Origin of the sequence: Nonomuraea sp. NPDC005983, from assembly GCF_040614375.1 — a bacterium.
Taxonomy (GTDB): Bacteria; Actinomycetota; Actinomycetes; order Streptosporangiales; family Streptosporangiaceae; genus Nonomuraea.
Genome location: NZ_JBEXUP010000133.1, coordinates 1 through 23,410, shown reverse-complemented (window position 1 = coordinate 23,410; position 23,410 = coordinate 1). Strand labels below are relative to the sequence as shown.

Annotated in this window: 26 protein-coding genes and 2 tRNA genes; 8 read left to right on the top strand and 20 right to left on the bottom strand. The window is 70.6% G+C overall.

Annotated features, from left to right (window positions below):
* Together ABZ297_RS37535 and ABZ297_RS37530 are read left to right on the top strand one after the other, a co-directional pair.
* A partial coding sequence (locus ABZ297_RS37535) for an ATP-dependent helicase C-terminal domain-containing protein (RefSeq protein WP_355356447.1) occupies positions 1 to 1,306 on the top strand: 1,306 nt, incomplete at its 5' end.
* A complete protein-coding gene (locus ABZ297_RS37530; RefSeq protein WP_355356445.1) occupies positions 1,303 to 1,977 on the top strand; it encodes a hypothetical protein in 675 nt (224 codons plus the stop codon). The genes ABZ297_RS37535 and ABZ297_RS37530, both read left to right, overlap by 4 nt.
* A gap of 30 nt (positions 1,978 to 2,007) precedes the next feature.
* On the opposite strand, the gene ABZ297_RS37525 is transcribed toward ABZ297_RS37530, so the two are convergent.
* Positions 2,008 to 3,180 (bottom strand): pyridoxal-phosphate dependent enzyme, encoded by a 1,173-nt coding sequence (locus ABZ297_RS37525; RefSeq protein WP_355356443.1) that lies wholly within the window; start codon positions 3,178 to 3,180, stop codon positions 2,008 to 2,010.
* 95 nt (positions 3,181 to 3,275) lie between these two features.
* Between ABZ297_RS37525 and ABZ297_RS37520 the strand changes: the two genes are divergently transcribed.
* Positions 3,276 to 4,715, top strand: a complete 1,440-nt coding sequence (locus ABZ297_RS37520; protein WP_355356441.1) for an amidase family protein — start codon at positions 3,276 to 3,278, stop codon at positions 4,713 to 4,715.
* A gap of 189 nt (positions 4,716 to 4,904) precedes the next feature.
* Here ABZ297_RS37520 and ABZ297_RS37515 read toward each other — a convergent pair whose 3' ends face one another.
* From ABZ297_RS37515 to deoC, 4 genes are read right to left on the bottom strand one after another with little or no spacing between them, the layout of a single operon-like run.
* On the bottom strand, positions 4,905 to 5,750 hold the full coding sequence (locus ABZ297_RS37515) for an aldehyde dehydrogenase family protein (RefSeq protein WP_355356439.1): 846 nt from the start codon (positions 5,748 to 5,750) through the stop codon (positions 4,905 to 4,907).
* The gene (locus ABZ297_RS37510; protein ID WP_355356437.1) at positions 5,743 to 5,937 is read right to left on the bottom strand and encodes a hypothetical protein; all 195 of its coding nucleotides are present in this window, start codon (positions 5,935 to 5,937) and stop codon (positions 5,743 to 5,745) included. Before ABZ297_RS37510 ends, ABZ297_RS37515 begins: the two co-directional genes overlap by 8 nt.
* Entirely contained in the window at positions 5,930 to 7,357 is a 1,428-nt protein-coding gene (locus tag ABZ297_RS37505; protein WP_355356435.1) for an aldehyde dehydrogenase family protein, read from the bottom strand. The genes ABZ297_RS37510 and ABZ297_RS37505 overlap by 8 nt, the downstream gene beginning before the upstream one ends.
* Positions 7,358 to 7,360: 3 nt before the next feature.
* The gene (gene deoC, locus ABZ297_RS37500; protein ID WP_355356433.1) at positions 7,361 to 8,290 is read right to left on the bottom strand and encodes a deoxyribose-phosphate aldolase; all 930 of its coding nucleotides are present in this window, start codon (positions 8,288 to 8,290) and stop codon (positions 7,361 to 7,363) included.
* Between the two features lie 249 nt (positions 8,291 to 8,539).
* Between deoC and ABZ297_RS37495 the strand changes: the two genes are divergently transcribed.
* Complete coding sequence (locus ABZ297_RS37495; protein ID WP_350804053.1) at positions 8,540 to 8,686, top strand: hypothetical protein; 147 nt, start codon at positions 8,540 to 8,542, stop codon at positions 8,684 to 8,686.
* A 101-nt stretch (positions 8,687 to 8,787) separates the two neighbouring features.
* The gene (locus tag ABZ297_RS37490) at positions 8,788 to 11,643 is read left to right on the top strand and encodes an AAA family ATPase (RefSeq protein ID WP_355356431.1); all 2,856 of its coding nucleotides are present in this window, start codon (positions 8,788 to 8,790) and stop codon (positions 11,641 to 11,643) included.
* A gap of 15 nt (positions 11,644 to 11,658) precedes the next feature.
* On the opposite strand, the gene ABZ297_RS37485 is transcribed toward ABZ297_RS37490, so the two are convergent.
* The 11 genes from ABZ297_RS37485 to ABZ297_RS37435 all read right to left on the bottom strand — a co-directional run bounded on the left by ABZ297_RS37485 (position 11,659) and on the right by ABZ297_RS37435 (position 17,755).
* Positions 11,659 to 12,225 carry a TMEM165/GDT1 family protein gene (locus tag ABZ297_RS37485; RefSeq protein WP_355356429.1) on the bottom strand — a complete coding sequence of 189 codons (567 nt, stop codon included), beginning with the start codon at positions 12,223 to 12,225 and terminating at the stop codon, positions 11,659 to 11,661.
* 242 nt (positions 12,226 to 12,467) lie between these two features.
* Complete coding sequence (locus ABZ297_RS37480; RefSeq protein WP_355356427.1) at positions 12,468 to 13,499, bottom strand: UDP-N-acetylmuramate dehydrogenase; 1,032 nt, start codon at positions 13,497 to 13,499, stop codon at positions 12,468 to 12,470.
* Between the two features lie 80 nt (positions 13,500 to 13,579).
* Positions 13,580 to 14,008, bottom strand: coding sequence for a MaoC family dehydratase (locus tag ABZ297_RS37475; protein ID WP_355356425.1), 429 nt, complete (start codon positions 14,006 to 14,008; stop codon positions 13,580 to 13,582).
* Position 14,009: 1 nt separating this feature from the next.
* Positions 14,010 to 14,459 carry a MaoC family dehydratase N-terminal domain-containing protein gene (locus ABZ297_RS37470; RefSeq protein ID WP_355356423.1) on the bottom strand — a complete coding sequence of 150 codons (450 nt, stop codon included), beginning with the start codon at positions 14,457 to 14,459 and terminating at the stop codon, positions 14,010 to 14,012.
* A 168-nt stretch (positions 14,460 to 14,627) separates the two neighbouring features.
* Positions 14,628 to 14,792, bottom strand: a complete 165-nt coding sequence (gene rpmG, locus ABZ297_RS37465; protein ID WP_019632658.1) for a 50S ribosomal protein L33 — start codon at positions 14,790 to 14,792, stop codon at positions 14,628 to 14,630.
* Between the two features lie 70 nt (positions 14,793 to 14,862).
* Positions 14,863 to 14,936: transfer RNA gene (locus ABZ297_RS37460), tRNA-Met, on the bottom strand.
* A gap of 174 nt (positions 14,937 to 15,110) precedes the next feature.
* Positions 15,111 to 15,183: transfer RNA gene (locus ABZ297_RS37455), tRNA-Thr, on the bottom strand.
* A gap of 39 nt (positions 15,184 to 15,222) precedes the next feature.
* Positions 15,223 to 15,453: a transposase gene (locus ABZ297_RS37450; protein WP_355356421.1), complete on the bottom strand. Its 231-nt coding sequence runs from the start codon at positions 15,451 to 15,453 to the stop codon at positions 15,223 to 15,225.
* 186 nt (positions 15,454 to 15,639) lie between these two features.
* Positions 15,640 to 16,176, bottom strand: a complete 537-nt coding sequence (locus ABZ297_RS37445) for an NlpC/P60 family protein (RefSeq protein ID WP_355356419.1) — start codon at positions 16,174 to 16,176, stop codon at positions 15,640 to 15,642.
* A 42-nt stretch (positions 16,177 to 16,218) separates the two neighbouring features.
* A complete protein-coding gene (locus ABZ297_RS37440) occupies positions 16,219 to 17,220 on the bottom strand; it encodes a GH25 family lysozyme (protein ID WP_355356417.1) in 1,002 nt (333 codons plus the stop codon).
* Positions 17,221 to 17,227: 7 nt separating this feature from the next.
* On the bottom strand, positions 17,228 to 17,755 hold the full coding sequence (locus tag ABZ297_RS37435; RefSeq protein WP_355356415.1) for an AAA family ATPase: 528 nt from the start codon (positions 17,753 to 17,755) through the stop codon (positions 17,228 to 17,230).
* A 258-nt stretch (positions 17,756 to 18,013) separates the two neighbouring features.
* On the opposite strand from ABZ297_RS37435, the gene ABZ297_RS37430 reads away from it, so the two are divergent.
* Positions 18,014 to 18,955: an ATP-binding cassette domain-containing protein gene (locus ABZ297_RS37430; protein ID WP_355356413.1), complete on the top strand. Its 942-nt coding sequence runs from the start codon at positions 18,014 to 18,016 to the stop codon at positions 18,953 to 18,955.
* Positions 18,936 to 19,685 (top strand): ABC transporter permease, encoded by a 750-nt coding sequence (locus tag ABZ297_RS37425; RefSeq protein WP_355356411.1) that lies wholly within the window; start codon positions 18,936 to 18,938, stop codon positions 19,683 to 19,685. Before ABZ297_RS37430 ends, ABZ297_RS37425 begins: the two co-directional genes overlap by 20 nt.
* Before the next feature lie 82 nt (positions 19,686 to 19,767).
* Here ABZ297_RS37425 and ABZ297_RS37420 read toward each other — a convergent pair whose 3' ends face one another.
* Positions 19,768 to 20,877 (bottom strand): hypothetical protein, encoded by a 1,110-nt coding sequence (locus tag ABZ297_RS37420; RefSeq protein ID WP_355356409.1) that lies wholly within the window; start codon positions 20,875 to 20,877, stop codon positions 19,768 to 19,770.
* A 74-nt stretch (positions 20,878 to 20,951) separates the two neighbouring features.
* On the opposite strand from ABZ297_RS37420, the gene ABZ297_RS37415 reads away from it, so the two are divergent.
* Positions 20,952 to 21,476 carry an NUDIX domain-containing protein gene (locus tag ABZ297_RS37415; protein WP_355356407.1) on the top strand — a complete coding sequence of 175 codons (525 nt, stop codon included), beginning with the start codon at positions 20,952 to 20,954 and terminating at the stop codon, positions 21,474 to 21,476.
* On the opposite strand, the gene ABZ297_RS37410 is transcribed toward ABZ297_RS37415, so the two are convergent.
* The 3 genes from ABZ297_RS37410 to ABZ297_RS37400 all read right to left on the bottom strand — a co-directional run bounded on the left by ABZ297_RS37410 (position 21,443) and on the right by ABZ297_RS37400 (position 23,248).
* On the bottom strand, positions 21,443 to 21,808 hold the full coding sequence (locus ABZ297_RS37410; RefSeq protein WP_355356405.1) for a hypothetical protein: 366 nt from the start codon (positions 21,806 to 21,808) through the stop codon (positions 21,443 to 21,445). The two genes, ABZ297_RS37415 and ABZ297_RS37410, sit on opposite strands and share 34 nt — an antisense overlap.
* 107 nt (positions 21,809 to 21,915) lie before the next feature.
* Positions 21,916 to 22,437: a flavoprotein gene (locus ABZ297_RS37405; protein WP_355356403.1), complete on the bottom strand. Its 522-nt coding sequence runs from the start codon at positions 22,435 to 22,437 to the stop codon at positions 21,916 to 21,918.
* Positions 22,438 to 22,498: 61 nt separating this feature from the next.
* Positions 22,499 to 23,248, bottom strand: a complete 750-nt coding sequence (locus ABZ297_RS37400) for a class I SAM-dependent methyltransferase (RefSeq protein ID WP_355356401.1) — start codon at positions 23,246 to 23,248, stop codon at positions 22,499 to 22,501.
* Positions 23,249 to 23,410 lie beyond the last annotated feature (162 nt).

Genomic DNA, 23,410 nt, shown 5'->3' with positions numbered 1-23,410 from the left:
CACCCGGACCCTGCGCAGCCTCGGCGCCGTCGACTCGCACCGGGTGACCGCCCGGGGCAGGAGCATGGCCCGGCTCGGCGTCCACCCGCGGCTGGCCAGAGCGCTGATCGACCTCGGGCCGCGGGCCGCCGAGGTGGTCGCCCTCCTGTCCGACCAGCTTCCCCGCGGCGCGGGCGACGACCTGGTGGAGGTCTGGCGGGCGGCCCGCCGGGGCGGCGACGCCTTCACCGCCCGCTGGCGCCAGGAGGTCGCCCGTCTGTCCAAAACCACGCCGGAAGGCCGCGCGCCCGTCTCGGCACCGGGCGTGGCGAACCTGCGGTCCGCGGAGCCGGGCGTGGCGAACCTGCGGTCCGCGGCGCTGGGCGATGACGCGCTGGCGGGGCTGGTGGTGGCGCTCGCGTTCCCCGAGCGGGTGGCCCGGCGGCGCGGCGGCGGCTACCTGATGGCGTCCGGCACCGCGGCGCAGCTCGGGGAGGGGTCGAAGCTCGCGCGGGCGCACTGGCTGGCCGTCGCCGTCGCGGACCGTCCCACGGGATCGGCGTCGGCGCGGGTCCGGCAGGCCGTCGTCATCGACGAGGAGACCGCGAGGCTGGCGTTCCCCGTCACGACCGAGGAGGAGGTCACCTGGCGGGTGCCGCCGGGCGAGCGGCGCGGGGACGTCTCCGCGCGGGTGGTCGAGCGGCTGGGCGCGATCGAGCTGTCGTCCACGCCGCTCCCCGACGCGGACGTGCGCGACGCCCTCCTGCACGGCCTGCGCACCGAGGACGTCCTGACCTGGACGAAGGAGGCGAAGGCGGTACGCGACCGGCTGGCCTTCTGCCATCGCGCCCTCGGCGCCCCCTGGCCCCCGATGGACGCCCTCGTCGACCTGGCGGACCAGTGGCTGGAGCCCGAGCTCTCCAGGGCCCGCCGCCGCGCCGACCTGGAGCGGATCGACGTCGCCGCCGCGCTGAAGCGGCTCGTCCCGTGGAGCGAGCGGCTGGACACGGTCGCCCCGGAACGCGTCGAGGTCCCCAGCGGGTCGCGGGTGCGCGTCGACTACTCGGGCGAGCAGCCGGTGCTCGCCGTCAAACTGCAGGAGCTGTTCGGCTGGGACGAGGCGGCCGAGATCGCGGGCGTCCCGCTGCTGGTGCACCTGCTCTCCCCCGCGGGCCGCCCGGTGGCGGTCACGGCCGACCTGGCGTCGTTCTGGCGCGACGGCTACCGCGCCGTCCGTGCGGAACTGCGCGGCCGGTACCCGAAGCATCCCTGGCCGGAAGATCCGCTCACGGCAGTCCCCACGAACCGGGTGAAAAGGAAACAATGACGTACGTGCTCGACGCGGCGGCCAACAACGCCGCATGGTGCGACGCGATGTGCCGCGCGCACGGCCTCCCCGGCCGCTTCACCTCCCGCGCCTGGACGAACCCGCGCCGGACCCCGCCGTACTATCCCGACGCCGTGACCCTCACCCCTGACGCCACCGCCGCCGACGTCCTCGACGGCATCGACCCGGGGCCCGGCGCGTCGGTCAAGGACAGCTTCGCCACCCTCGACCTGACGCCCCACGGCTTCCACGTCCTGTTCGAAGCCCACTGGATCCACCGCCCCGCCACTCAGACGGGCGCCGACGGTGCTGTCGGCTGGGAGGTGGTCCGCACGCCGGACGCGCTGCGCGAGTGGGAGCAGGCCTGCTTCGGCGGCGAGACCCAGGGGCTGTTCCCGGCGTCCCTGCTGGCCGAGGCGAGCGTCCTGGCGGGCAGGCGCGACGGCGGGATCGTCTGCGGCAGCGTCCTCAACGGCACCGGCCGCGTGGTCGGCGTCTCCAACGTCTTCGCGGACGGCTGCGACCTCGACAGCGCCTGGCAGGGCACGGTCGACCAGGCGGCAGCCCTCTTCCCCGGCCACCACCTGGTCGGCTACGAGTCCGACCCCGAACCCGCCATCCGTCAGGGCTTCACCACGACCGGCCCGCTCCGGATCTGGCTGAACTCCTGAGGCGCGGAGCACATCACCCAGGGCATGGGGTCAGAGCACGTCGTCCAGGGTCGGGGACGTCAGGACCTCGATCGGCTCGTCGCCCACACCGACGTCCTTGAAGCCGCTCGACGTGCCCACGCACACCACGGGGCCGTCGAACGCGCGGCCCAGCCTGCGGTAGGCCGCCAGCCCGGCCGCGCCCGACAGCTCCTGCCACAGCCCGTGACGGGCAAGGTCCCGCTGGGCCTCGCGCAGCTCGCCGTCGGTGACCAGGAGGGCGTCGCCGCCGCTGTCGCGGACCGCCCGCACGCCCCGGTGCCCGCCCACCGAGCAGTTGATCCCGTACGCGTCCGTGGCCCCGACCTCGACGACCGCGGCTGGGACGGCCGTGCCGACGGCCCGCGCGTTCGGCCCGCCGGCGGCAGGTTCACAGGAGAACATCCGCGGCGCGTCGTCGGCCACCCCGAGCCGGCGCAGCTCCGTGAAGCCCTTCCACACGCCGTAGAGCAGCTCCGCGTAGCCGGTCGGCGCGAACACGGCCGCGGGCACCCTCCCGAGCTGCGCGAACAGCTCGTACGCGATCGTCTTGTACCCCTCGGCCCCGAACGGATGCCCGGTGTGGGTGACGGTCAGGTTGCTGACCGGGTGGTAACCGAGCCGGTCCACGATCTGACGCATCAGCGGCCACCGGGCCTCCGTCGGCACAGTCAGCACCTTCGCCCCGAACGCCCGGACGAACGACTGCACCGCACGCGGCGACTCGGCCGAGGCCAGCACGATCGCGGGCAGACCGGCGCGAGCCGCGAACGCGGCGGCCGAGGCGGCGTGGTTCCCCGACGACGCCACCACCACGCCCGGCGCCCCTGCTCCGACGGCGGCGCTGACCGTGACCCGGTTCAACCGGTCCTTGTGCGACCAGGTGGGGTTGCGCGACTCGTCCTTGACGTGGACGCCGTCGCCCAGTTCCAGCAGCGGCGTGCCGCCCTCGCCCAGCGTCGGGGCGTGCAACGGCGGCAGCAGCGGCGCCCACCGCGCGATGTCCGGGCCCGGCGGCTGCTCGAACAGCTCGCGCGGCACGCGGGAGTAGTCGTAGTCGACCTCGACCGGGTAGGCGAGGTCGTCGGTGCTGGTCTCAGGGCAGCCACGGGTCAACGGCGGCCACAGCGGAAAGACGGCCGAGGGGTCGCCGAGCGAGCGCTGACCGATCGCAAGAGATTCCACATCCACCCTCCGACCCTAAACAGCTCCCCACCCCCGCCAACCTCCGGTGCATTTCGGGTCTCCCGGTGGAGGCGGGAAAGTCGCACACTCTAGGCATGTTGTGGGCAGGCAGGTCCGCCATCGAGATCGCGGCGGCCGTCCGGCAGGGCGTGGTCACGGCCGAGACCGTCGTCGAGCAGCACCTCGGCGTGATCGCCGAGCGCGACCCCGGGGTGGGGGCGTTCCGCGTGGTCAGAGCCGCCGCCCTGGACGAGGCGCGGGCCGTGCAGCAACGCGCCGACCTGGCCGATCTGCCGCTCGCGGGCGTCCCCGTCGCGGTCAAGGACAACCTGGAGGTGGCCGGCGAGTCCACCCGCGTCGGCTCGGCCGCCACGGACGACGTCCCAGCGGCCATGGACCACGAGACGGTCGCCCGTCTGCGGGCCGCGGGCGCGGTGGTGGTCGGCCTGACGAACCTGCCCGAGCTGGGCCTGGTGGCGTTCGGCGACAGCGCGTACGGCACCGTCCGCAACCCCTGGGACGCGAGCCGCACCGCGGGCGGCTCCTCCTCCGGCAGCGCGGCGGCCGTCGCGGCGGGCATGGTGCCCGTGGCGCTCGGCAACGACGGCATGGGCTCGCTGCGCATCCCCGGCGCCTGCTGCGGCGTGCTCGCGATCAAGCCGGGCGCGAGCCTGGTCCCGCCACCGTCGGACGACTGGCGCGGGCTGTCGGAGAACGGCCCGCTGGCCGCCACCGCCGCCGACCTGTCGCTGATGCTGTCGGTGCTGGCCGCCGACCCTGCGTTGGCCGAGGCGTGGCGCGGCGGCAGGCGGCAGGAGCCGCGCCCGCCCATGCTCCGCTCGATCTGGGCGGACGACGACCAGGTCTGGGAGCCGCCGCCGCCCCACGACAGCCCCGAACCGTTCGACCTGCGCCTGGCCTACGCACCGCAGCCTCTCCCCGTCGGCCTGCTGATGGACGGCGAGTTCCAGGCGGCGGTCCGCGGCGCGGCCGAGACGCTCCGGGTCGCCGGGCACACGATCGTGGAGCACGGCCGCCTGCCCGCCTGGCTCGGCCCCGCCACGATCGCGACCTGGCTGGCTCGGGCGTCCGAAGCTGCCGACGGCCTCGACGGGCGTCGCCTGGAGCGGCGCAGCCGCGCCCTCGCCCGCGCCGGACACACGCTGGCCCGGCTCGGCCTCGACGGCGCCCGCGGCCGCAAGCGCTGGCAGGATTTCGGCGCCGACCGGTGGTTCGGCGACGCGGACGTCCTCATCACGCCCGTCCTGGCGACGATCCCGCCGCCTGCGGACCGCTGGGGCGACCGCGGCCTGGTCAGAAACGTGCTGGCGAACGTCAGGTACGCACCCGCGACAGGCCCGTGGAACATGTGCGGCTGGCCCGCGATGACGGTGCCCATCGCGACCCACTCCAGCGGCCTGCCGATCGGCGTGCAGCTCGTGGCGCCGCCCGGCGGCGAGCCGCACCTGCTGGGCCTCGCCGCCCAGCTGCAATCGGCCCACCCCCTGATCAGGCCGCCGGGCTTGTCGTACTGACCCACGCTCGGCAGCCGGGCCACCGCGCTGAACCTGCACCTGGCAGAGGTACCTTCAGCGGGGTTCTGGTTGGGCGAGCGGGTTGGTCGCCGTGACCGAGGTCCACGGCAAGGTGGAGCGGCCCCTGTCGCCCTGGTCAACGGGCGGCAGGGGCCTCAACTTCCTCCACGGCTCGAACGCCACCCCGGCCTAGATGCCGAGAGGATGCCAGACGGTCTTGATCTCCAGGAAACGGGTCATCCGCCCCAGGCCGGGGTCGGCGGTCCAGTCGACGTCCGACAGGCGCAGCACCCGCTTGAGGTTCTCGGCGGCGTCCTGCTCGCAGCGCAGGGCGAGGTCGGGGTCCGCCACCCCGGTGAGGTCCAGGCCGTTGACGTCCATGTGGGACGCCAGCCACGGCGCCAGCTCCGCCTGCTGCCCCGTCAGGATGTTGACCACCCCGCCCGGCAGGTCGGACGTGGCCAGCACCTCGGCGAGGGTGATCGCGGCCAGCGGGGACGGCTCCGAGGCCACCACCACGCAGGTGTTGCCCGTCACGATCATCGGCGCCACCACCGAGACCAGGCCGAGCAGCGGGTCGGCGGGGGCGATCACGGCGACCACACCCGTCGGCTCCGGCGAGGACAGGTTGAAGTACGGCCCCGCCACCGGGTTGGGCGTGCCGTGCACCGCGGAGACCTTGTCGGACCAGCCCGCGTACCAGACCAGCCGGTCGATCGTCGCGTCGACCGCCTCCTGCGCCGCCTTCTTGCCGATGCCGAGTTCCTCGACGAACTGGGCGCGGCGGCCCTCCAGCATCTCGGCGACGCGGTAGAGGATCTGGCCGCGGTTGTAGGCGGTCGCGCCCGACCAGCCGGGGAACGCCTTGCGGGCGGCCACGACGGCGTCGCGGGCGTCCTTGCGCGAGGCCCGCGACGCGTTGGCGAGAAAGTCGCCCTTGGGCGAGGTCACGACGTACGACCTCCCGCTCTCAGAGCGTGGGAACGCCCCGCCGATGAACAGCTTGTAGGTCTTGCGAACGGGCAGCCTACTCATCGCCGCGCCCCCTCCACGTGGTCTCCTGCGACATCTGGACCGGCGCGAAGATCTGCCCGCACCGGCTCACGCCGCAGCGGTGGGCGTACCAGCCGGTGCGCACGGGCCGGCCGGCTCGGGCGAACGCGTGGCCGCGGGTGGCCTGCGCCCGCCGCCTCCTGCGCGGCGTACGGCGGTGCTCACACATCAAGGTAGGCCTCCAGACCGTGCAGGCCGCCCTCGCGGCCGTACCCGGACTCCTTGTACCCGCCGAACGGCGAGGCGGGGTCGAACCGGTTGAACGTGTTGGCCCACACCACCCCCGCCCTCAACCGGTCGGCCATCCACAAGATGCGCGACCCCTTCTCCGTCCAGATACCCGCCGACAACCCGTACGGAGTGTTGTTGGCCTTCTCCACCGCCTCAGCCGGAGTACGGAACGTCAACACCGACAGCACCGGCCCGAAGATCTCCTCCCGCGCGATCCGATGCGACTGCGCCACCCCCGTGAACACCGTCGGCGGGAACCAGAACCCCCGCTCAGGCAGCTCACACGCCGGCGACCACCGCTGCGCCCCCTCCGCCTCGCCCGCCTCGCTCAGCGAACGAATCCGGGCCAACTGCTCCGCCGAGTTGATCGCACCGATATCGGTGTTCTTGTCGAGCGGGTCACCCAACCGCAGCGTCGACAGCCTGCGCCGCAACGCCCCCAGCAGCTCCTCCTGGATCGACTCCTGCACCAGCAGCCGCGACCCGGCACAACACACATGGCCCTGATTGAAGAAGATCCCATTGACGACCCCCTCCACCGCCTGATCCAACGCCGCGTCCTCGAACACGATGTTGGCCGCCTTACCCCCCAGCTCCAGCGTGAGCTTCTTACCCGTGCCGGCCACCTGACGGGCGATCATCCGGCCCACCTCGGTCGACCCGGTGAACGCCACCTTGGCCACCCCCGGATGGCCCACCACCGCGGCCCCCGTCGCCCCGGCGCCGGTCACGATGTTCACCACACCCGCAGGCAGCCCCGCCTGCACACAGATCTCGGCGAACAGCAACGCCGTCAACGGCGTCGTCTCGGCCGGCTTCAACACCACCGTGTTCCCGCACGCCAAGGCCGGCGCGATCTTCCACGCCAGCATCAACAGCGGAAAGTTCCACGGGATCACCTGCCCGGCCACCCCTAGCGGCCGCGGATCCGCCCCGAACCCCGCGTACCCCAGCTTGTCGGCCCAGCCCGCGTAATAGAAGAAATGCGCCGCCACCAACGGCACATCCACATCCCGCGACTCACGAATCGGCTTACCGTTGTCCAGCGACTCCAGCACCGCCAGCTCACGAGCCCGCTCCTGAATGATCCGCGCGATCCGGAACAGGTACTTGGCCCGCTCCGCCCCCGGCAGCGCACTCCACGTCTCGAACGCCTTACCCGCCGCCCGCACCGCCCGCTCGACATCATCGTCGGACGCGGTGGCGACCTCGGCCAGCGTCTCCTCGGTAGCCGGATTGATCGTCTTGAACGACGGGCCAGACCCCTCGACGAACTCGCCACCGATGAACAACCCATACGACGGCTGCAAGTCGACGATCTCCCGCGACTCCGGCGCCGGTGCGTATTCGAACATCATCCTCTAATCCAGGGTGAAGTAGTCGGGACCCGCGTACCGGCCGGTGGCCAGCTTCTGCCGCTGCATCAGCAGATCGTTCAGCAACGACGAAGCCCCCAGCCGGAACCAGTCCGGCGACAGCCAATCCGGCCCCGCGCTCTCGTTGACCAGCACCAGATACTTGATCGCGTCCTTCGTGGTCCGGATCCCGCCCGCCGGCTTGACCCCCACCTGACGACCCGCAATCCGCCGGAAATCACGCACCGCCTCCAACATCACCAGCGTCACCGGCAGCGTCGCCGCCGGAGACACCTTCCCTGTCGAGGTCTTGATGAAATCCGCCCCCGCCAGCATCGCCAGCCACGAAGCCCGCCGCACGTTGTCGTAGGTCGCCAGCTCACCCGTCTCCAAAATCACCTTCAGATGCGCACCCCCGCAGGCCGCCTTCACCGCGACGACCTCCTGCCACACCTTCAGGTAATCCCCCGACAGCAGCGCACCCCGATCGATCACCATGTCGATCTCGTCCGCGCCCGCCGCCACCGCCAGTGCGGTGTCGGCCACCTTCACCTCCAGCGACGAACGCCCTGACGGGAACGCCGTGGCCACCGAGGCCACCTTCACCCCCGACCCGGCCAGCGCCGCCGCTGCCACCTCCACCAGATCCGGATACACGCACACCGCCGCCACCCGCGGCGCACCCTCACCCGGACGCATCGCCTTGGCGCACAACGCCCGCACCTTGCCCGGCGTGTCAGCACCCTCCAACGTCGTCAGATCCACCATCGAAATGGCCAGATCAATCGCCTCGGCCTTGGCCGAGGTCTTGATCGAGCGGCTGCTCAGCATCGCCGCCCGCTGATCCGCGCCCACCCGATCAACACCGGGCAGGCCGTGCAGGAAAGCTCGCAATGTCGCGTTGGACGTGGCGACGTCCGCGAGCGAGGTAGTCACAGTTGACACCCCCACAGCATCGCCGACCGGGGAGGCTACGTCCAAACCGATCGCTGACCTGCGGCGTTGCGGCGCATCCCTAGTGCCCTACCGCTCGTCTGAGACGTCCTAAGGCGCCCGGCACCCCCCTCCTAGGTAGTCCTAGGCCGATCGCCCTCCCGAGATAGGGCATCCGTCCGATGTGGCGGGGTGGGCCTTAGGGCGAGTCTTAAACATGTCAGCAAGTAGCACGAAATTTCAGGAGAAGAAATGAACCCCGAGATCGAGTACGAGCTCATGAAGAGTCACGCGCACGAGCTGCGTCAGGCGGCCGCCCAGCACCGGCGAGTACGGGAGGCCGAGCGGTCCAACAAGTCCGAGCGCCGCTCGGTCTTCGGCAAGCGCCGCTCCTCATGACCACCCCACGAGAGCCCGGCCGCATCCTCCCTCGCGGCCGGGCCTCTGTACCTCCGTAAACCCGTCGAAAGCTACTCATGGGGCATGACATGCTGGACGACATGCTGGGACGTGCTGTGAGTCCCGTCTTCGTCGGACGGGAAGAGGAACTCTCGACCCTCTTCGAAGCGTTCGGCGAAGCCCGCAAGGGCAGCGCCACGGCCGTCCTCCTGGGTGGCGAGGCCGGAGTCGGCAAGACCAGACTGGTGCAGCGCTTCGCGGAGCAGGTCACGTCCAACGGCGCTCAGGTGCTGTTCGGCGGCTGCGTGGAGCTCTCGACCGAGGGCCTGGCCTACGCACCGTTCACGGCCGCCCTCCGCCAGCTCGTCAGAGAGCAGGGCCCGGCCAGGATCGCCGCCCTGCTGCCCGAGGGCGCCGAGCGCGACCTCGCGCGGCTGCTGCCCGAGTTCGGCGAGCCCAGCGGCGACGGCGAGACCGACACCGGCAGGGCCAGGCTCTTCGAGCAGTTCCTGACACTCCTCGAACGGCTGGCCGAGAGCCGCCCGACCGTCCTGCTGATCGAGGACATCCACTGGGCCGACAGGTCCAGCCGCGACCTGATCGCCTTCCTCAGCCGCAACCTGCGGGTCCCGCAGGTGCTGATCGTGATGACCTACCGCTCCGACGACCTGCACAGGCAGCACCCGCTCCGGCCGGTGCTCGCCGAGCTCGGACGGGTCAACGGCGTGCTCAGGCTGGACCTCCCCCGCCTGTCGCAGGACGAGGTCGCCCAGCAGATGGCCGGCATCCTCGGCAGCGCGCCCGACTACCCCAAGGTGCAGAAGGTCTACGAGCGCAGCGAGGGCATCCCGCTGTTCGTCGAGGCGCTGCTCGACAGCGGCGAGGACTGCGCCTTCCCCGAGTCCATGCAGGACCTGATCCTCGGCGCGGTCGAGCGGCTGCCCGAGGAGACCCAGCGGGTGCTGCGCATCGCCGCCGCGGGCGGCATCCGCGTCGGCCACGCCCTGCTCGCCGCCGTGAGCGGGCTGTCGGACATCGAGCTGGAGTCGGCGCTGCGCCCCGCCATCGCGGGCAACGTGCTGCAGATCGCCGACAGCCGCGCCTACGCCTTCCGTCACTCCCTGATCCGCGAGGCCGTACACGACGAGCTGCTGCCCGGTGAGCACCAGCGCCTGCACGCCAGGTACGCCGAGGAGATCTCCCGCGACCGCACCCTGGTGCCGCCAGGCCGCGCCGCGGTCGAGCTGGCCCACCACTGGTACGGCGCGCGCAACGACCTCTGGGCGCTGATCGCCGCCTGGGAGGCCGCGCAGAAGTCGTTCAAGGCGTTCGCGTACACCGAGGCGATCCCGCTGCTCGAACGCGTCCTCATGCTCTGGGACCGGGTCCCGGACGCGGCGGAGCGCATCGGGGCCGACCACACGTCCGTGCTCGAGCGGGCCAGCGAGGCCGCGCTGGCGGGCGGCGAGCTGGACAAGGGCCACAAGTTCGTCAAGGCGGCTGTCTCCGAGCTGGACGAGACCCGCGAGCCGGAACGGGTGGCCAAGCTGGTCGTCCGCTGGGCCAACCTCAAGATCTACAAGGGCCGGATGGGGGTCGTCGAGGACTTCCGGCACGCCCTGCGCCTCGTACCTGAGCCGAATCTGGACCGCGCCGAGGTCATCATGCCGATGGCCCAGCACCTGATGCTCTCCGGCGACGTCGACGAGGGCACCCGGCTCGTCGAGGAGGGCCTGCGCCTGGCCAGGGAGCTGGGCGACAGGTGCCTCGAAGGCGACCTGCTGCTCAACCTCGCACTCGGCCACTCGATCGACGGCGACACCGAGAGCACCCTCGCCACCAACCTGCGCGCCCTGGAGCTGGGACGCCTGGAAGGCTCCGGCAGGCTGATCACCCGGGCCATCGGCAACAACATCGACGCGCTGAGCGACCTGGGCCGCTGGGAGGAGGCGCTCGAGCTGAGCGAGGAGGGGTGGAAGAAGGCCAAGAAGTACGGCCGCATCCGCCTCAACGGCGTCTTCATCCTCAACAACAGGGCCGAGACCCTGGAGGCGATCGGCCGCTGGGACGAGGCGATCGACACCATCGAGCGGGCGCTCACCTTCGGGCCCGTCCTCCGCACCCGGAGTCACCTGCTCAGGCTGCGCGCCGACATCTCCCTGGCGAGGGGCGAGCTGGAGCTGGCCGAGGCCATCATGGGCGAGCTCGGGGTGCTCAAGGAGCGTCCGGAGGACTTCCTGCAGGACATCACGAACAGCACCCGTCTGCGCATCAGCTGGCACCTGAACAAGGGCGAGCCCGGCTCGGCGCTCGCGGTGGCCGAGGGCTTCCTGTCGCGCCCGTCCCAGTCGCCCAAGGCGATGCTGGGCTGGCGGATGCTCTCCCTGCTCAGGACCGTCTGCGACGCCGCCGGGGCGGTCGAGCCCGCGCGCGCCAGGGCGCTGCGCGAGCAGGCCACCGGGCTGGCGGCGGGTCTGAAGGTGAGCGGGCCGGTCGCGGCGGCGTACCAGCTGTCCTTCTCGGGCGACTTCGACGGCGCGGCGAGCTCCTGGGAGCGGCTCAACCGTCCGCACAACCAGGCCAAGGCGCTGCTGCGGGCGGCGGAGGCGAGGGCGCTGGCGGGCGACCGCGACGGCGCCGCCACCCGGCTCAGGGTGGCGCACCCACTGGCCGCCGCCCTGCGCGCGGCCCCGCTGGTGGACGGGATCGAGGCGCTCTCGCGCCGCGTCGGCGTCACCCACCACCAGCAGGAGGTCCCCGAGCTGCTCACCCCGCGCGAGCTGGAGGTGCTGCGGCTGGTGACGCTGGGCCGCACCAACCGCGACATCGCGTCCGAGCTGTTCATCTCGGTCAAGACCGTGAGCGTGCACGTCTCGAACATCCTCGCCAAGCTGGGGGTCACCAGTCGCGGTGAGGCCGCGGCGGCCGCGCACCGGTTGTCGCTGTTGTCGCTGTGATCGACGCGGGTTCCGTCAGACGAACGCCTCGACCAGCAGGATGACGCCGAAGATCGCGAACGCGGCCGCGGCGCCGTAGCGGATGACCTTCTCGGGCAGGTGCTTGCCCAGCAGGCGGCCGACGAGGATGGCGAGCGCGTCGGCCGCCACCATGCCGACGGTGGAGCCGATCCAGGTGCCCAGCCAGCCGTGCTGGGTCGCCAGCGTGATCGTGGCGAGCATGGTCTTGTCGCCCAGCTCGCTCAGGAAGAACGCCACCGTCACCGCGATCAGCGCGTTCCTGGTGGTGCGCTGGGCCTTGCCCGCCTCTTCGTCGCTCAGTTCGTCGCCGCGCAGCGTCCACAGCGCGAAGGCGAGGAAGGCGATGCCGGCCACGATGGAGATGGCGGTGGTGGGCAGCGCGTCGCCGATGAGCCCGCCCACGGCCACGCTGACCAGGTGGACGACGGTCGTCGCGATCGTGATGCCGGCGAGCACCGGCCACAGTTTGAAGCGGGTGGCGAACGTCATCGCCATGAGCTGGCTCTTGTCACCAAGCTCGGCCACGAAGATGACGGCCAGACTGATCCAGAACGCTTCCACGGTCCTCTTCCGCGCGACCGGACCGAAAGCGAGTGCCGGGGGAGTTTCGCGGGCACGACTTCGGCCCGGCAGCGTCTTTGTTCGATGACTGCCAGGCCGAAGGTCTCGTCCGCCTGTTGCGAGGCCCGCGCGACCGGGCGCGCGAACGCGCCAGTGTGTCGATCACGCGATTGGGACTACTCCCCTTCGGTGTTTCCAGAGGACCATAACAGGTCCGCGCGAGTGGTTATTCCATGGGCCCCTCAAAGGGCGCAGCCCACCATGACCGGCTCGTTGATCAGCGTGACGCCGAACTTCTCCAGCACCCCGTCGCGTACTTCCCTGGCCAGGGCCAGCAGGTCGGCGGTCGTGGCCGTGCCCGTGGGGTTGGTCAGGGCGAGGGTGTGCTTGGTGGAGATGCGGACCGGGCCGCGTTCGTAGCCCTTGGGGTAGCCCGCCTGCTCGATCAGCCAGGCCGCCGGCACCTTGACCAAGCCGTCGGGCTGAGCCCAGCGGGGGAAGCCCGGCGCGTGCGCCTCCAGGTCTTCGGCCTGCGCCGCGGTGAGGACCGGGTTCGTGAAGAACGACCCGGCGCTGCGGGTGTCGGGGTCGGCGGGGTCGAGGACCATGCCCTTGCCCCTGCGCAGCCCCAGGACCGCCTCTCTGGCCGCCTCCAGGGGGACGCGGGCGCCCAGCTCGACGCCGAGCCGCCCGGCCAGCTCCTTGTACGCGATCGGCCCGGACAGGCCCGAGACCTCCAGCGCGTAGGTGACGCCCAGCACCACGTGCCGCGACAGGTCCCGTTTGAAGGCACTGTCGCGGTAGGAGAAGCCGCACTGCCTGGCCTCCAGGTCGACCACCTGCCTGGTGCGGCGGTCGTAGGCGCGCACGCACCTGATGGTCTGCGACACGTCCTGGCCGTACGCGCCGACGTTCTGGATCGGCGTCGAGCCCACCAAGCCGGGAATGCCGGACATGCACTCGATGCCGGACCAGCCCTCCTCGACGGCCCGAGCCACCAGCGCGTCCCAGTCCTCGCCGGCCTCGACCGTGACCACCACCTGCTCGCCGTCACGCGCGACCGAGACACCCTCGGTGGCCACCTTGAAGACCTGCCCGTCGAACCCCTCGTCGGCCAGCACCAGGTTGCTGCCGCCGCCGAGCACCAGCGTGGGGGCGGCCTGCCGGTCGGCCTCGGCGACCAGGGAGACCAACTGCTCCGCGGTGGCTGCTTCGGCGAAGTCGCGGGCGGGGCCGCCCAGCCCCAACGTGGTGTACGGCGCGAGGATCTCCATGAGGCACAAGCTTATGAGCCGCCCACCGTACTCAGCGCGGCCGGTGCACCGGAACGCGTGCCCGACGTGCTCAGCGGGGGTCAGGCGAGCTGGACCACCGCACGGGCCTTCGACAGCACCCTGGCGTCGCCCGAGCGGGCCGTCAGCGCGACGACCACCCGCTTGTCCTCGAGCTTCTCCTCCACGACGCCGCTGACCGTGATCGTCGCGCCCTGGTCGTCGTCGGGGACCACCACCATCGAGGAGAACCGCACGCCGTAGTCGACGACCGCGGCCGGATCGCCCGCCCAGTCGGTGACGAACCGGCCGCCCTGCGCCATCGTGTACATGCCGTGCGCGATCACGTCCGGCAGGCCGACCATCTTGGCGAACCGCTCGTTCCAGTGGATCTGGTTGAAGTCTCCGGACGCGCCCGCGTACATCACCAGGTTGAGCCTGCGGACGCCGTACTCGGCCGTCGGGAGCTCCTGCCCCACCTTGACCTCGTCGTACCTGACCGTGGCAGTCATCTCAGCCCGCCCCTCCGCGCTCGACGATCGTGTTGTACGTCACGCAGACCGGCTCGCCGGCGACCGTGGAGATGTCGCTCCTGATCGTCAGCAGCTCGTTCCGCCCGGCGCTGCGGATGTCAGTGATGGTCGCGGTGGTGACCAGCTCGTCGCCCGCGTAGATCGGCCGGACGTACTCGAAGCGCTGCTCACCGTGGACGACCATGGCGAAGTTCAGCCCCAGTTCGGGATCCATCAGCGCCTCGCCGCCGCTCTGCAGGCTGAACACGATGGGGAAGGTCGGTGGGGCGACCACGTCGGGATGCCCGGCCGCCTGGGCGGCCTTCCTGTCGCGGAACACCGGGTTGTCGTCGCAGATCGCGGTCGCGAACTCCCTGATCTTCACCCGGCTGACCTCGTAGGGGGCGCTGGACGCGTAGCTGCGCCCGATGAAGTCGCGGTTCAAGGCCATTCAGTGCTCCCTCACATCGCCGATGAGGCAGACGCTAACAGAACAAGGTTCGGCTGTCGCTGCCATGACGACGACTTTGCAGAAGGACCACAGACGCGACAAACCGGCGCCCACAAGGGGACACCGGTTGTTGCGACAGGCGAAGGCAGGAGCGCTGCCCGGCGAGAACTAGCGGGTCTCGCGGTGCGCGCGGTGGCAGCGGCAGTTGGGGCAGTACTTCTTCAGCTCAAGCCGATCCGGGTCGTTGCGCCGGTTCTTCCGCGTGATGTAGTTGCGGTGCTTGCACTCCTGGCAGGCCAGCGTGATCTTCGGCCTAACGTCGGTGGCAGCCACTTGGGAGTGCCTTTCTACGTTCGGGACTGGGACATGCCCGTCCCAGGCCATGTGACCTGGGAGTGGGCAGTAGCGGAGGCCGGACTTGAACCGGCGACACAACGATTATGAGCCGTTTGCTCTGCCTGACTGAGCTACTCCGCCTGGGGCCGGATGAAAGAACCCGGCCTCGTAGAGGATACCCGACACCGGGAGCACATTCGTAACTCACCTGATCGGGCGACGAGCGTTCCCAGTATGCCTCAGGAACACCCAATCACTGAAATCAAAAACGAAAGCCCCACCGAAGACGTTCCGGTGAGGCTCGGACCTACTATGAGCCCCCAAACGGAATCGAACCGTTGACCTTCTCCTTACCATGGAGACGCTCTGCCGACTGAGCTATAGGGGCCTGCCCGCCCTCGCGGACAGGTGTAACCATACACGGCACTCAGCGATGATGCGAACTCCCGCGAGCCTCCACAGGATCGGCCCAGGTCCGCCTGACGGGCAGCTGGATCACCTCGCAGAGGTCGGCCAGGTCGAGGTGTCGGGCCACCTCCGCGACGGAGAAGCAGTCGGCCACCAGCCGCCCGTTCCTGCGCACCCGGAGCACCTGACGCCCGCCCCACACGGCGGGCACGACCTCGAAGCCGTCGACGCCGACCCATCGCCTGTCCATAGCGGCACAGAGTAGCCCTCGGGTCTCTCAATTTTCGCTGCGCCACAGGCGTTACAGGCCATACCAAGTCAGCACCAAGAAGGCCTCAAGCACGGCGCACACCCTGGTGACATCTCACGACAGGAGCGGCTGATCTTCGGGCACCTCTGAGGACGGGCGGCCCTGAAGGGCGGAGAGGCTCTGCACTCAGTACCGGTAGAAGCCCGCGAAGTCTTTCCGCCGGATATCGTCGACGCGCACCATGGCCCCGGTCTCGGGCGCGTTCATCATCTTCCCACCGCCCAGATAGATCCCCACATGGTGAGTGCTGACAGAGTTGTTCGTGATCTTTCCGAAGAAGACGAGATCGCCCGGCAGGGCGGAGGTGACCCGGCGCAGCCTGCGCAGGTGGTCGTCGGTGTTGCCGGGGCCGAGCACGTCCTCGCCGAGGGCCTGCGCGTACACCCACCTGGTGAAGCCCGAGCAGTCGAGGCCGCGGGTGCGCGCGGCCGGACAGGGCTGGATGCTGCCGTGATAGCCCAGGCAGGTGCCGGTCGAGGGGCCCGGGGTCTCGGCGTGGCCGCCGCCCCAGGAGTACACGACGCCGCGCCGCTCGATCTCGTAGGCGACCCGCACGATCTGCCCGTACGGATGGAGCAGCCCGGACGCGGTGACGACCAGCATGGTGACCAGCAGGGTGGCCAGCAGGGCGAGCGCGACCGCTCTCCAGCGTTTCCCCGGCATGTTGCTCCCCCGTTCGAGCAATATGACGGTATTTATCCTGCCCTATCGGCCCTTAAGAGTGAGTTTCACGGAACCGACCGTGAAGCGCATGCCCACCGTCCCCTTCGCCCTGGGGTTGGTGGTGAAGGTGAACGTGACCTTCTGACCGCGTCGCAGCTCGGCGACCTCGCAGCGCACCGCGGTCCCGCTGAAGTCGCAGCCGGGGGCCTTCACCACGCGCTGCCCGCCGTACGCGCGGCCCGACACCTTGATGCGGGTGAGCGGGTGGGGGCCGGTGTTGGCGATGGTGACCGTGTAGGTCTTGCTGTTCCTGGCCGCGCCGGAGATCGTCACCTCGGCCGGCGGGTTGGCCAGCTCAGCCAGCTCCGACTCGGTGCCGTTGAACGCGTTCTGGCCGCCGGCCAGCGTGCCCTTCTCGGCCGACTGCCAGAACGTGTACCGATCCCAGCCCTTGGGCAGCTCACCCGGATCGGTGCCCCAGTGCGCCAGCCACAGCGGGTTGACGCCGAACTTGGCGGAGTCGCCCGTGCAGGTCCGCCACCAGCTGGTGGTGGTGTAGATGATCGCCCGCCGCCCGGTGCGCTGCCAGTACTTCTTGGTGAAGTCGCCGACCCAGGTGACCATGTCGTCGGGTGACAGGCCGTAGCAGTTGTTCTTGCCGTTCCGGTCCTTGTAGGGATTGTCCTCAAGGTCGAGGACTCCCGGCAGGGTCTGCCCGTCGCCGGTCCAGTTTCCGCCGTTCTGGACGAAGTACTCGGCCTGGGTGCCGCCGTCCGTCTCGTGCGGTTGGGCGAAATGGTAGGCGCCGCGAGGAATTCCCGCCGCCGCGGCGCCGGAGAACTGCGCGGCGAAGCGCGGATTTTGGTAGGTGCTTCCCTCCGTGGCCTGCACGAAGGCGAATCTCCCTCCCCCGGACGCCACGCTCCCCCAGTCGACGTCGCCGGTCCAGTTGCTGACGTCCACCCCGGCGAGGCCGTCGGCCGCCTCCGCGGTTCCGGCCAGCCCGACGGCCGCGGCCACCGCGACAAGTAAAAGACTTTTCACGCGGGGATCATCGCGGAGCACCACACAAAGTAGCAAGTCCTGATAAATCCACGTTTCTCGAGGTGTCAATGCGATAAACAGCTCCCACCCCGAGCGGCTCCGCCCCCGCCACCCATTCCCGCCACACCGCGTCATCGACCGAGTCGTCGAAATGGATCCAATGCCGGCGCCGCCTCTCATAACGCCGCCTGGCAACGTCCGGCGACACGTCGCACCACACCTCGACGACGTCCTCGACACCGGCTCTGGCCAAGCCCGCGACGACCACCGGCCGCAGCCCTGCCGGCCACGGGCTCTCCAGCACCGCCCCCTGGGTGGCGTGGCCGAGCAGGGTCCACATGCTCTCGCCTGCCGCGGCCCCCAGCTTCCTGCTCCACTCCCTGCCGTCCACCCCCTCGGGCTGCTGAAGCATGTCGGCCAGGGTCTCCTTGATGGCGTCTTTGCTGAACAGCGGCAGCCCCAGCTGCCGGGCCAGCCCCTGGGCCAGCGTGGTCTTGCCGGACCCCGGCAGACCGTTGACGAGAACGACCAGCATGCGGATCAGTCTGCACGTGCGCCGCGTCGTCCGGAGCGGGGGCGGAAATAGTCGCGAGAACCTTGGAAACCCGCATCTCAGGGCCCGGAAACCGGCCTGCGCAAGGGGGCGCGGCTGACGGCGTTTTCGCAGGTCAGAGCCGTTTGTGAATGTAACGTTCGCGTTTGCCAAACCGGCACTCGGCTACCCAAGATGATTCGGATCCTCGACCGAGCCCCCGACCTGGGGTTTCTTCGTCATGCCCGGAGGAGACCAAGCATGATCCACACCCGGGGACTCACCCGAGTCTTCAAGGCCAAGAAAGTCACCGTCGAAGCCGTCCGCGGCATCGACCTGGACGTGGAGCGCGGCCAGCTCGTCGCGTTCCTCGGCCCGAACGGCGCGGGAAAGTCCACCACGCTGCGCATGCTCACCACCCTGCTGCCCGCGACGTCCGGCACCGCCATGGTCGCCGGGCGGGACGTCCGCCGCGACCCCGGCGGCGTGCGCGGCCGCATCGGCTACGTCGGCCAGAAGAACAGTGCGGGCGAGAACTTCCGCGTCCGCGACGAGCTCGTCACCCAGGGCCGCTGCTACGGGCTGACCGCCCGGCAGGCGGCCGGACGCGCCGACGAGCTGCTCGACCTGCTCGACCTCACCCCCTTGGCCGCCCGCAAGCCGGGCACGCTGTCAGGTGGCCAGCGCCGCCGCCTCGACATCGCGCTCGGCCTCATCCACCGCCCCGACCTGCTCTTCCTGGACGAGCCCTCCACCGGCCTCGACCCCAAGAGCCGCGCCGACATCTGGTCGCACATCCTGCGGCTGCGCGAGACGTACGGCACCACGCTCTTCCTGACCACCCACTACCTGGAAGAAGCCGACAGCATGGCCGAACGGGTGGTGATCATCGACAACGGCCGGATCATCGCCGACGGCACCGCCGAGCAGCTCAAGAACGACCTGGCGGGCGACCACATCACGGTCACCACCACGACCGCGCAGGAGGCCGCCACCGCCGCCCGGCTGGCCGAGGCCGAACCGGACGGCACGACCGTCCGGTTCCGGGTGCCCAACGCCGCCGCGGCCCTCCCCGAGTACCTGCGTGCGCTGGAGCAGGCGGGCGTCAAGGCCGCCACTGCCGAGACCACCCGTCCCACCCTCGACGACGTCTTCCTCACACTGACCGGGAGAAGCCTCACCGATGACGACATTCCTGCGTGACACCGCCACCGTTCTCACCCGCGAGCTCACCCCGTCCCTCCGCGAACCCCTGGGCCTGCTCTTCCAGATGGGCCAGCCGCTGCTGTTCCTGTTCCTGTTCGGGTCACTGCTCGACGGGGCGGTGGGCTCGTCGTGGCAGTGGTTCGTGCCGGGCATCCTGGTCATGATGTGCCTGTCGGGGCCGATGGCGGCGGGTTACTCGCTGCTGATCGAGCTGATCGGCGGCTCGATGGAGCGCATGCTGGTCACCCCGCTGAACCGCACCGCCATGCTGGTGGGCAGGACGCTGAAGGAGATGGCGGTCCTCCTCTGCCAGGCGGTGCTGATCGTCCTGCTGGCGCTGCCGCTCGGCTTCCGCCTCTATCCGGCGGGCGTCCTGGCGGGGCTGGCCCTGCTGATCGTCTTCGGGGTGGGGCTGGGCGCGTTCTCCTTCGTCCTGGCGATCAGGTCGGCGCCCGACGGCACGCTGTTCTACCTCGTCACCCAGGCCCTGCTCTTCCCGTTGCTGCTGCTCTCCGGCGTCCTGCTCCCGATGGACTCGGGCCCCGCCTGGCTGCGGGTGGTCGGCTACCTGAACCCGATCTCCTACATCGTCGACGCGCAGCGCTCCCTGTTCGCGGGCGACCTCACCGACCTGTCGGTCCTGTACGGGACGGTCGCCACGGCCGTGATCGCCGGCCTGGGCCTGTTCTTCGGCAACCGGGCGATGAAGCAGGGCGTCATCCGCTGACCGCTGCCCGAGATGTCCGAACAGGAGGCCGCCGGGCGTCAGTTCGTGATCGCCGTCGGCGGCCTCCGGGCGGGTAAGGACGTCACGGGCTGATCGCGAGGAACAGGAACGCGGCGAAAAGCACCAGATGGACTCCGCTCTGCAGGAGCGTCGCCCGTCCGGGCACGACGGTGAGAGTGGTGACCACGAAGGTCAGCCCCAGCAGCACGAGGTGGGTGGCGCCGAGCCCGAGCAGCAGCGGGCCTTCCAGCCAGATCGACGCCACCGAGATGGCCGGGATGGTCAGCCCGATGCTGGCCATCGCCGAGCCGAGCGCCAGGTTGAGGCTGATCTGGACCTGGTCGCGTCTGGCGGCCCTGACGGCGGCGATGGTCTCGGGCAGCAGCACCAGCAGCGCGATCACCACGCCGACCACGGCCTGCGGCAGCCCGGCGGTCGACACCGCGGCCTCGATCACCGGCGACTCGACCTTGGCCAGCCCCACGACCGCGACGAGCGCCGTCAGCAGCAGTCCGAGGCTGGCCATCGCGGTGCTCGTCTCGGGCTTGGGGGCGTGCTCAGCGGGGGCCTGCTCGGCGCCCTCGGGGGTGACGGGCAGGAAGTAGTCGCGGTGCCGCACGGTCTGGGTGAGCACGAACAGGCCGTAGAGCGCGAGCGACACGACCGCGGCGAAGCCGAGCTGGGCGGGCGAGAAGGCCGGACCCCGCGCGCTCGTCGTGAACGTGGGCAGCACGAGGCTGAGCGTGCTCAGCGTCGCCACGGTGGCCAGCGCGCCGCCGCTGCCCTCGGCGTTGAACACCGCGACGCGCCGTCGCAGAGTCCCGGTGAGCAGTGACAGCCCGACGATGCCGTTACAGGTGATCATCACGGCGGCGAACACCGTGTCGCGGGCCAGCGAGGCGGTCTGATCGCCGCCGGAGACCATCAGGCTGACGATCAGCGCCACCTCGATCACGGTGACGGCGACGGCCAGCACGAGCGACCCGAACGGCTCGCCCACCCGGTGGGCGATGACCTCGGCGTGGTGCACGGCGGCCAGCACCGCCCCGGCCAGCAGCAGCGCCACCACGACGACCACCGCGACGGGCAGCTGACGGCCCCACGCCAGCCCCAGGGTGGCCAGCGCGAGCAGGGGAATGACGAAAGTCCAACGCTTCAGTACGTTACGAATTATGTACAGTGTGTTACCCAATCTCTCGTGCCAGCGGCGACGGACACCTCCGATCATGCCCAATGTAACGATTGATCACGAAATATCCTGTTCTTGTGACCCGTATCATCGCCACCAGCACGGTGCCGTGGATCCCTGTCCCCCACCGTCTGGACGTCATCCGCGCCGACACCCTTCCGCCGCTCGAACAGACGACCTCGGCCTTCGTCTTCGTCCAGGACAGCATGGGCCGGACGTTGCTGACGCGCATGGATCACAGTGGGCGTGACTGGGATCTTCCGGGCGGCCACCTCGAACCTGGTGAAACCCCCGTCGCAGCCGCCGCGCGCGAACTGGCGGAGGAGACCGGGCTGCGGCTCGCGCCGTCCGACCTGGACGTCTTCGCGTGGCAGCGGATCGAACTGGCCGGCCCGGCTCCGTCCGATTACAGGTACGGCGCGCTCACGTACATGGTGATGTTCCAGGCGCGGCTGGCGGGGCCCGGCGCCCCCACCGCGCCGCCGCCCGAGTCGGAGACCGCCCACGCCGATTGGCTGACCCGCGAGGAGATCGAGCGGCGCTGCGCCCGGCACATCTGGCTGGTCGCCTACCGCGACCTCTCGATGTCCGGCCCCCGGTAGAACCGTTCGGGGATCTGGGCGAGGGTCGACGGGTGCACCTGCTGCGGCCTGAGCCCGTACAGCTTCTGGAAGCTCATGATGAGCGGCCGCCACGCGTCCGGATCGATCCGGTCGGACGTGCCCGTCATCCGGATCTCCTCGTGCACGAACACCCGCTGCACCCGCACCTCGAAGACGACGACCCCGCCGCGCTGCGCCTCGTCGTCCTCCGCCAACCCGTGCACGGCCTCGACGACCGCCTCCATGCTCACCGGGCACTCGGCCACCCTCGGCGCCGCCACCGTCTCGGACGGCACCGGGGTCAGCCCGGCCCGCCCGAACTTGTCCGCCACGAACCGGTACCCACGCTCCTCCTTGCGGGGACGTCGCCGCGCTGGCGGCATTCGGACGTCTTGCTTCCCACCTGCCTCACGCCATCACGCACCGCGCGCCTCGGTCGTCATCGAACGAGGAGTTCGGCGAGTTCCGTGAGCGCGCGCTTCCACGGGAAGGCGTCGGCGGGGGCGTCCTCGGCGAGCGGCCCCAGGTCCGCCGGCACGCGGACACCGTCGGCGCGCAGTTCCTCCACACTCCGCCGGTAGGCCCCGCGTGCCGCGAGCGCGCTGTTCACGCACGGCAGCACCACGACCGGGATGCCCAGCCCCGGCGCTTCGGCCAGCACCCCGAGCGCGTAGGTGTCGGCGATTCCCTGGGCGAACTTGTTGACCGTGTTGAACGTGGCCGGAGCCACGACGATCGCGTCGGCTCGCGGCGGTTTCGGCTCGTCCGGCTTGCGATACCGGCTGCGGACGGGACGCCCGCTCTGCCTCTCCAGCTCCGCGACGTCGACGAAGTCCAGCGCGGCAGGCGTGGCGACGACCTGCACGCCCCAGCCCTCGTCCTGCGCCATGCCGACGAGCCGCCCGACGTCGGCGGCCGGCCAGGCCGCGCACACGACGACGTAGAGGGTCTCGCCGGTCACTGCCCCTCCATCGCATCTCCGAAAACACTGGCCCTGCCAGGCAACGTACCGGAGCCGGGCCTCACGTCCTAGCGGCCAGCAGGGCGAAGCGGTGGTAGGTCACCTCCAGCGGGTGCCCCCGCTCCATCTCCTCGTGCAGGGCGCGCAGGCGGTGGGCGTACCGGTCGGGCTCGAAGTCCGGCACCTGCCAGGAAGTGATCCGCAGGAACAGCACGAGCGCCCCGATGTCGTGGAACGCGGCCGGCACCCGGGCTTCGTCCTGCCAGGTGATCTCGAACCCGGCGTCGGTGAGCTCGGCCGCGGCCGCCGAAAGGTCCCAGTCGCGGTAGGTGTGCGGGGGCGCGCCCAGGGCCTGGTTGACCTCTTCGAGGTCGCGTCCGCCGACCTGCTGGGTGACGAAGACGCCGTCGCGGGTCAGGACCCGCCGAACCTCCTGCGGATCGTAGGACTCGTGCCGGTCGACGACCAGCTCGAACGAGCCGTCGGCGAACGGGAGCGCGTCGTCGTCGCCGACCTCGGCCACCTCGACGCCCATCGGCTCCAGGCGTCGCCGCGCGATCGGCAGGTTCGGCTCGTACCCCTCCGTCGCCGCCGTACGGGGCGGCAACGGCGCCAGCGACGCCAGCAGCTCGCCGCCTCCAGTGCCGAGGTCGAGCAGCGAGCCCACCTGGGGCAGCCGCTGCCGCACCAGCCGCTCGTAACTCCACGGCAGGGCGTCGGCCTTCTCGGTGAGCCGCCCCCGGAACACCCCGAAGTCCCACCCCTCGAACGGCGTCGTCAGCCCTTCAGCGATCAGCTCGTCGTATCCCATGACCAAGATCCTCCCAAAACGTGAAAACCGGCCGCTATCAGGGGTGATCGCCCGGGGGGACGGCCGCCGACGACCCGACGACGATCACCCGTACCGACGGCAAGTCCAGCCTGGGCGTGTCGATCACGATGACGCCCGACGGCAACGCGGTGACGATCTCCC

Bases quoted from the DNA above. Each gene is read 5' to 3' on its own strand.
- ABZ297_RS37445 (WP_355356419.1), bottom strand. From the start codon at position 16,176: ATGCCGGGGAAACGCTGGAGAGCGGTCGCGCTCGCCCTGCTGGCCACC.
- ABZ297_RS37515 (WP_355356439.1), bottom strand. From the start codon at position 5,750: ATGAGTAGGCTGCCCGTTCGCAAGACCTACAAGCTGTTCATCGGCGGG.
- ABZ297_RS37495 (WP_350804053.1), top strand. From the start codon at position 8,540: ATGAACCCCGAGATCGAGTACGAGCTCATGAAGAGTCACGCGCACGAG.
- ABZ297_RS37475 (WP_355356425.1), bottom strand. From the start codon at position 14,008: ATGACTGCCACGGTCAGGTACGACGAGGTCAAGGTGGGGCAGGAGCTC.
- ABZ297_RS37425 (WP_355356411.1), top strand. From the start codon at position 18,936: ATGACGACATTCCTGCGTGACACCGCCACCGTTCTCACCCGCGAGCTC.
- ABZ297_RS37520 (WP_355356441.1), top strand. From the start codon at position 3,276: ATGTTGTGGGCAGGCAGGTCCGCCATCGAGATCGCGGCGGCCGTCCGG.
- ABZ297_RS37490 (WP_355356431.1), top strand. From the start codon at position 8,788: ATGCTGGGACGTGCTGTGAGTCCCGTCTTCGTCGGACGGGAAGAGGAA.
- ABZ297_RS37400 (WP_355356401.1), bottom strand. From the start codon at position 23,248: ATGGGATACGACGAGCTGATCGCTGAAGGGCTGACGACGCCGTTCGAG.
- ABZ297_RS37435 (WP_355356415.1), bottom strand. From the start codon at position 17,755: ATGCTGGTCGTTCTCGTCAACGGTCTGCCGGGGTCCGGCAAGACCACG.
- ABZ297_RS37530 (WP_355356445.1), top strand. From the start codon at position 1,303: ATGACGTACGTGCTCGACGCGGCGGCCAACAACGCCGCATGGTGCGAC.
- ABZ297_RS37510 (WP_355356437.1), bottom strand. From the start codon at position 5,937: ATGTGTGAGCACCGCCGTACGCCGCGCAGGAGGCGGCGGGCGCAGGCC.
- ABZ297_RS37430 (WP_355356413.1), top strand. From the start codon at position 18,014: ATGATCCACACCCGGGGACTCACCCGAGTCTTCAAGGCCAAGAAAGTC.
- ABZ297_RS37450 (WP_355356421.1), bottom strand. From the start codon at position 15,453: ATGGACAGGCGATGGGTCGGCGTCGACGGCTTCGAGGTCGTGCCCGCC.
- ABZ297_RS37470 (WP_355356423.1), bottom strand. From the start codon at position 14,459: ATGGCCTTGAACCGCGACTTCATCGGGCGCAGCTACGCGTCCAGCGCC.
- ABZ297_RS37505 (WP_355356435.1), bottom strand. From the start codon at position 7,357: ATGATGTTCGAATACGCACCGGCGCCGGAGTCGCGGGAGATCGTCGAC.
- ABZ297_RS37480 (WP_355356427.1), bottom strand. From the start codon at position 13,499: ATGGAGATCCTCGCGCCGTACACCACGTTGGGGCTGGGCGGCCCCGCC.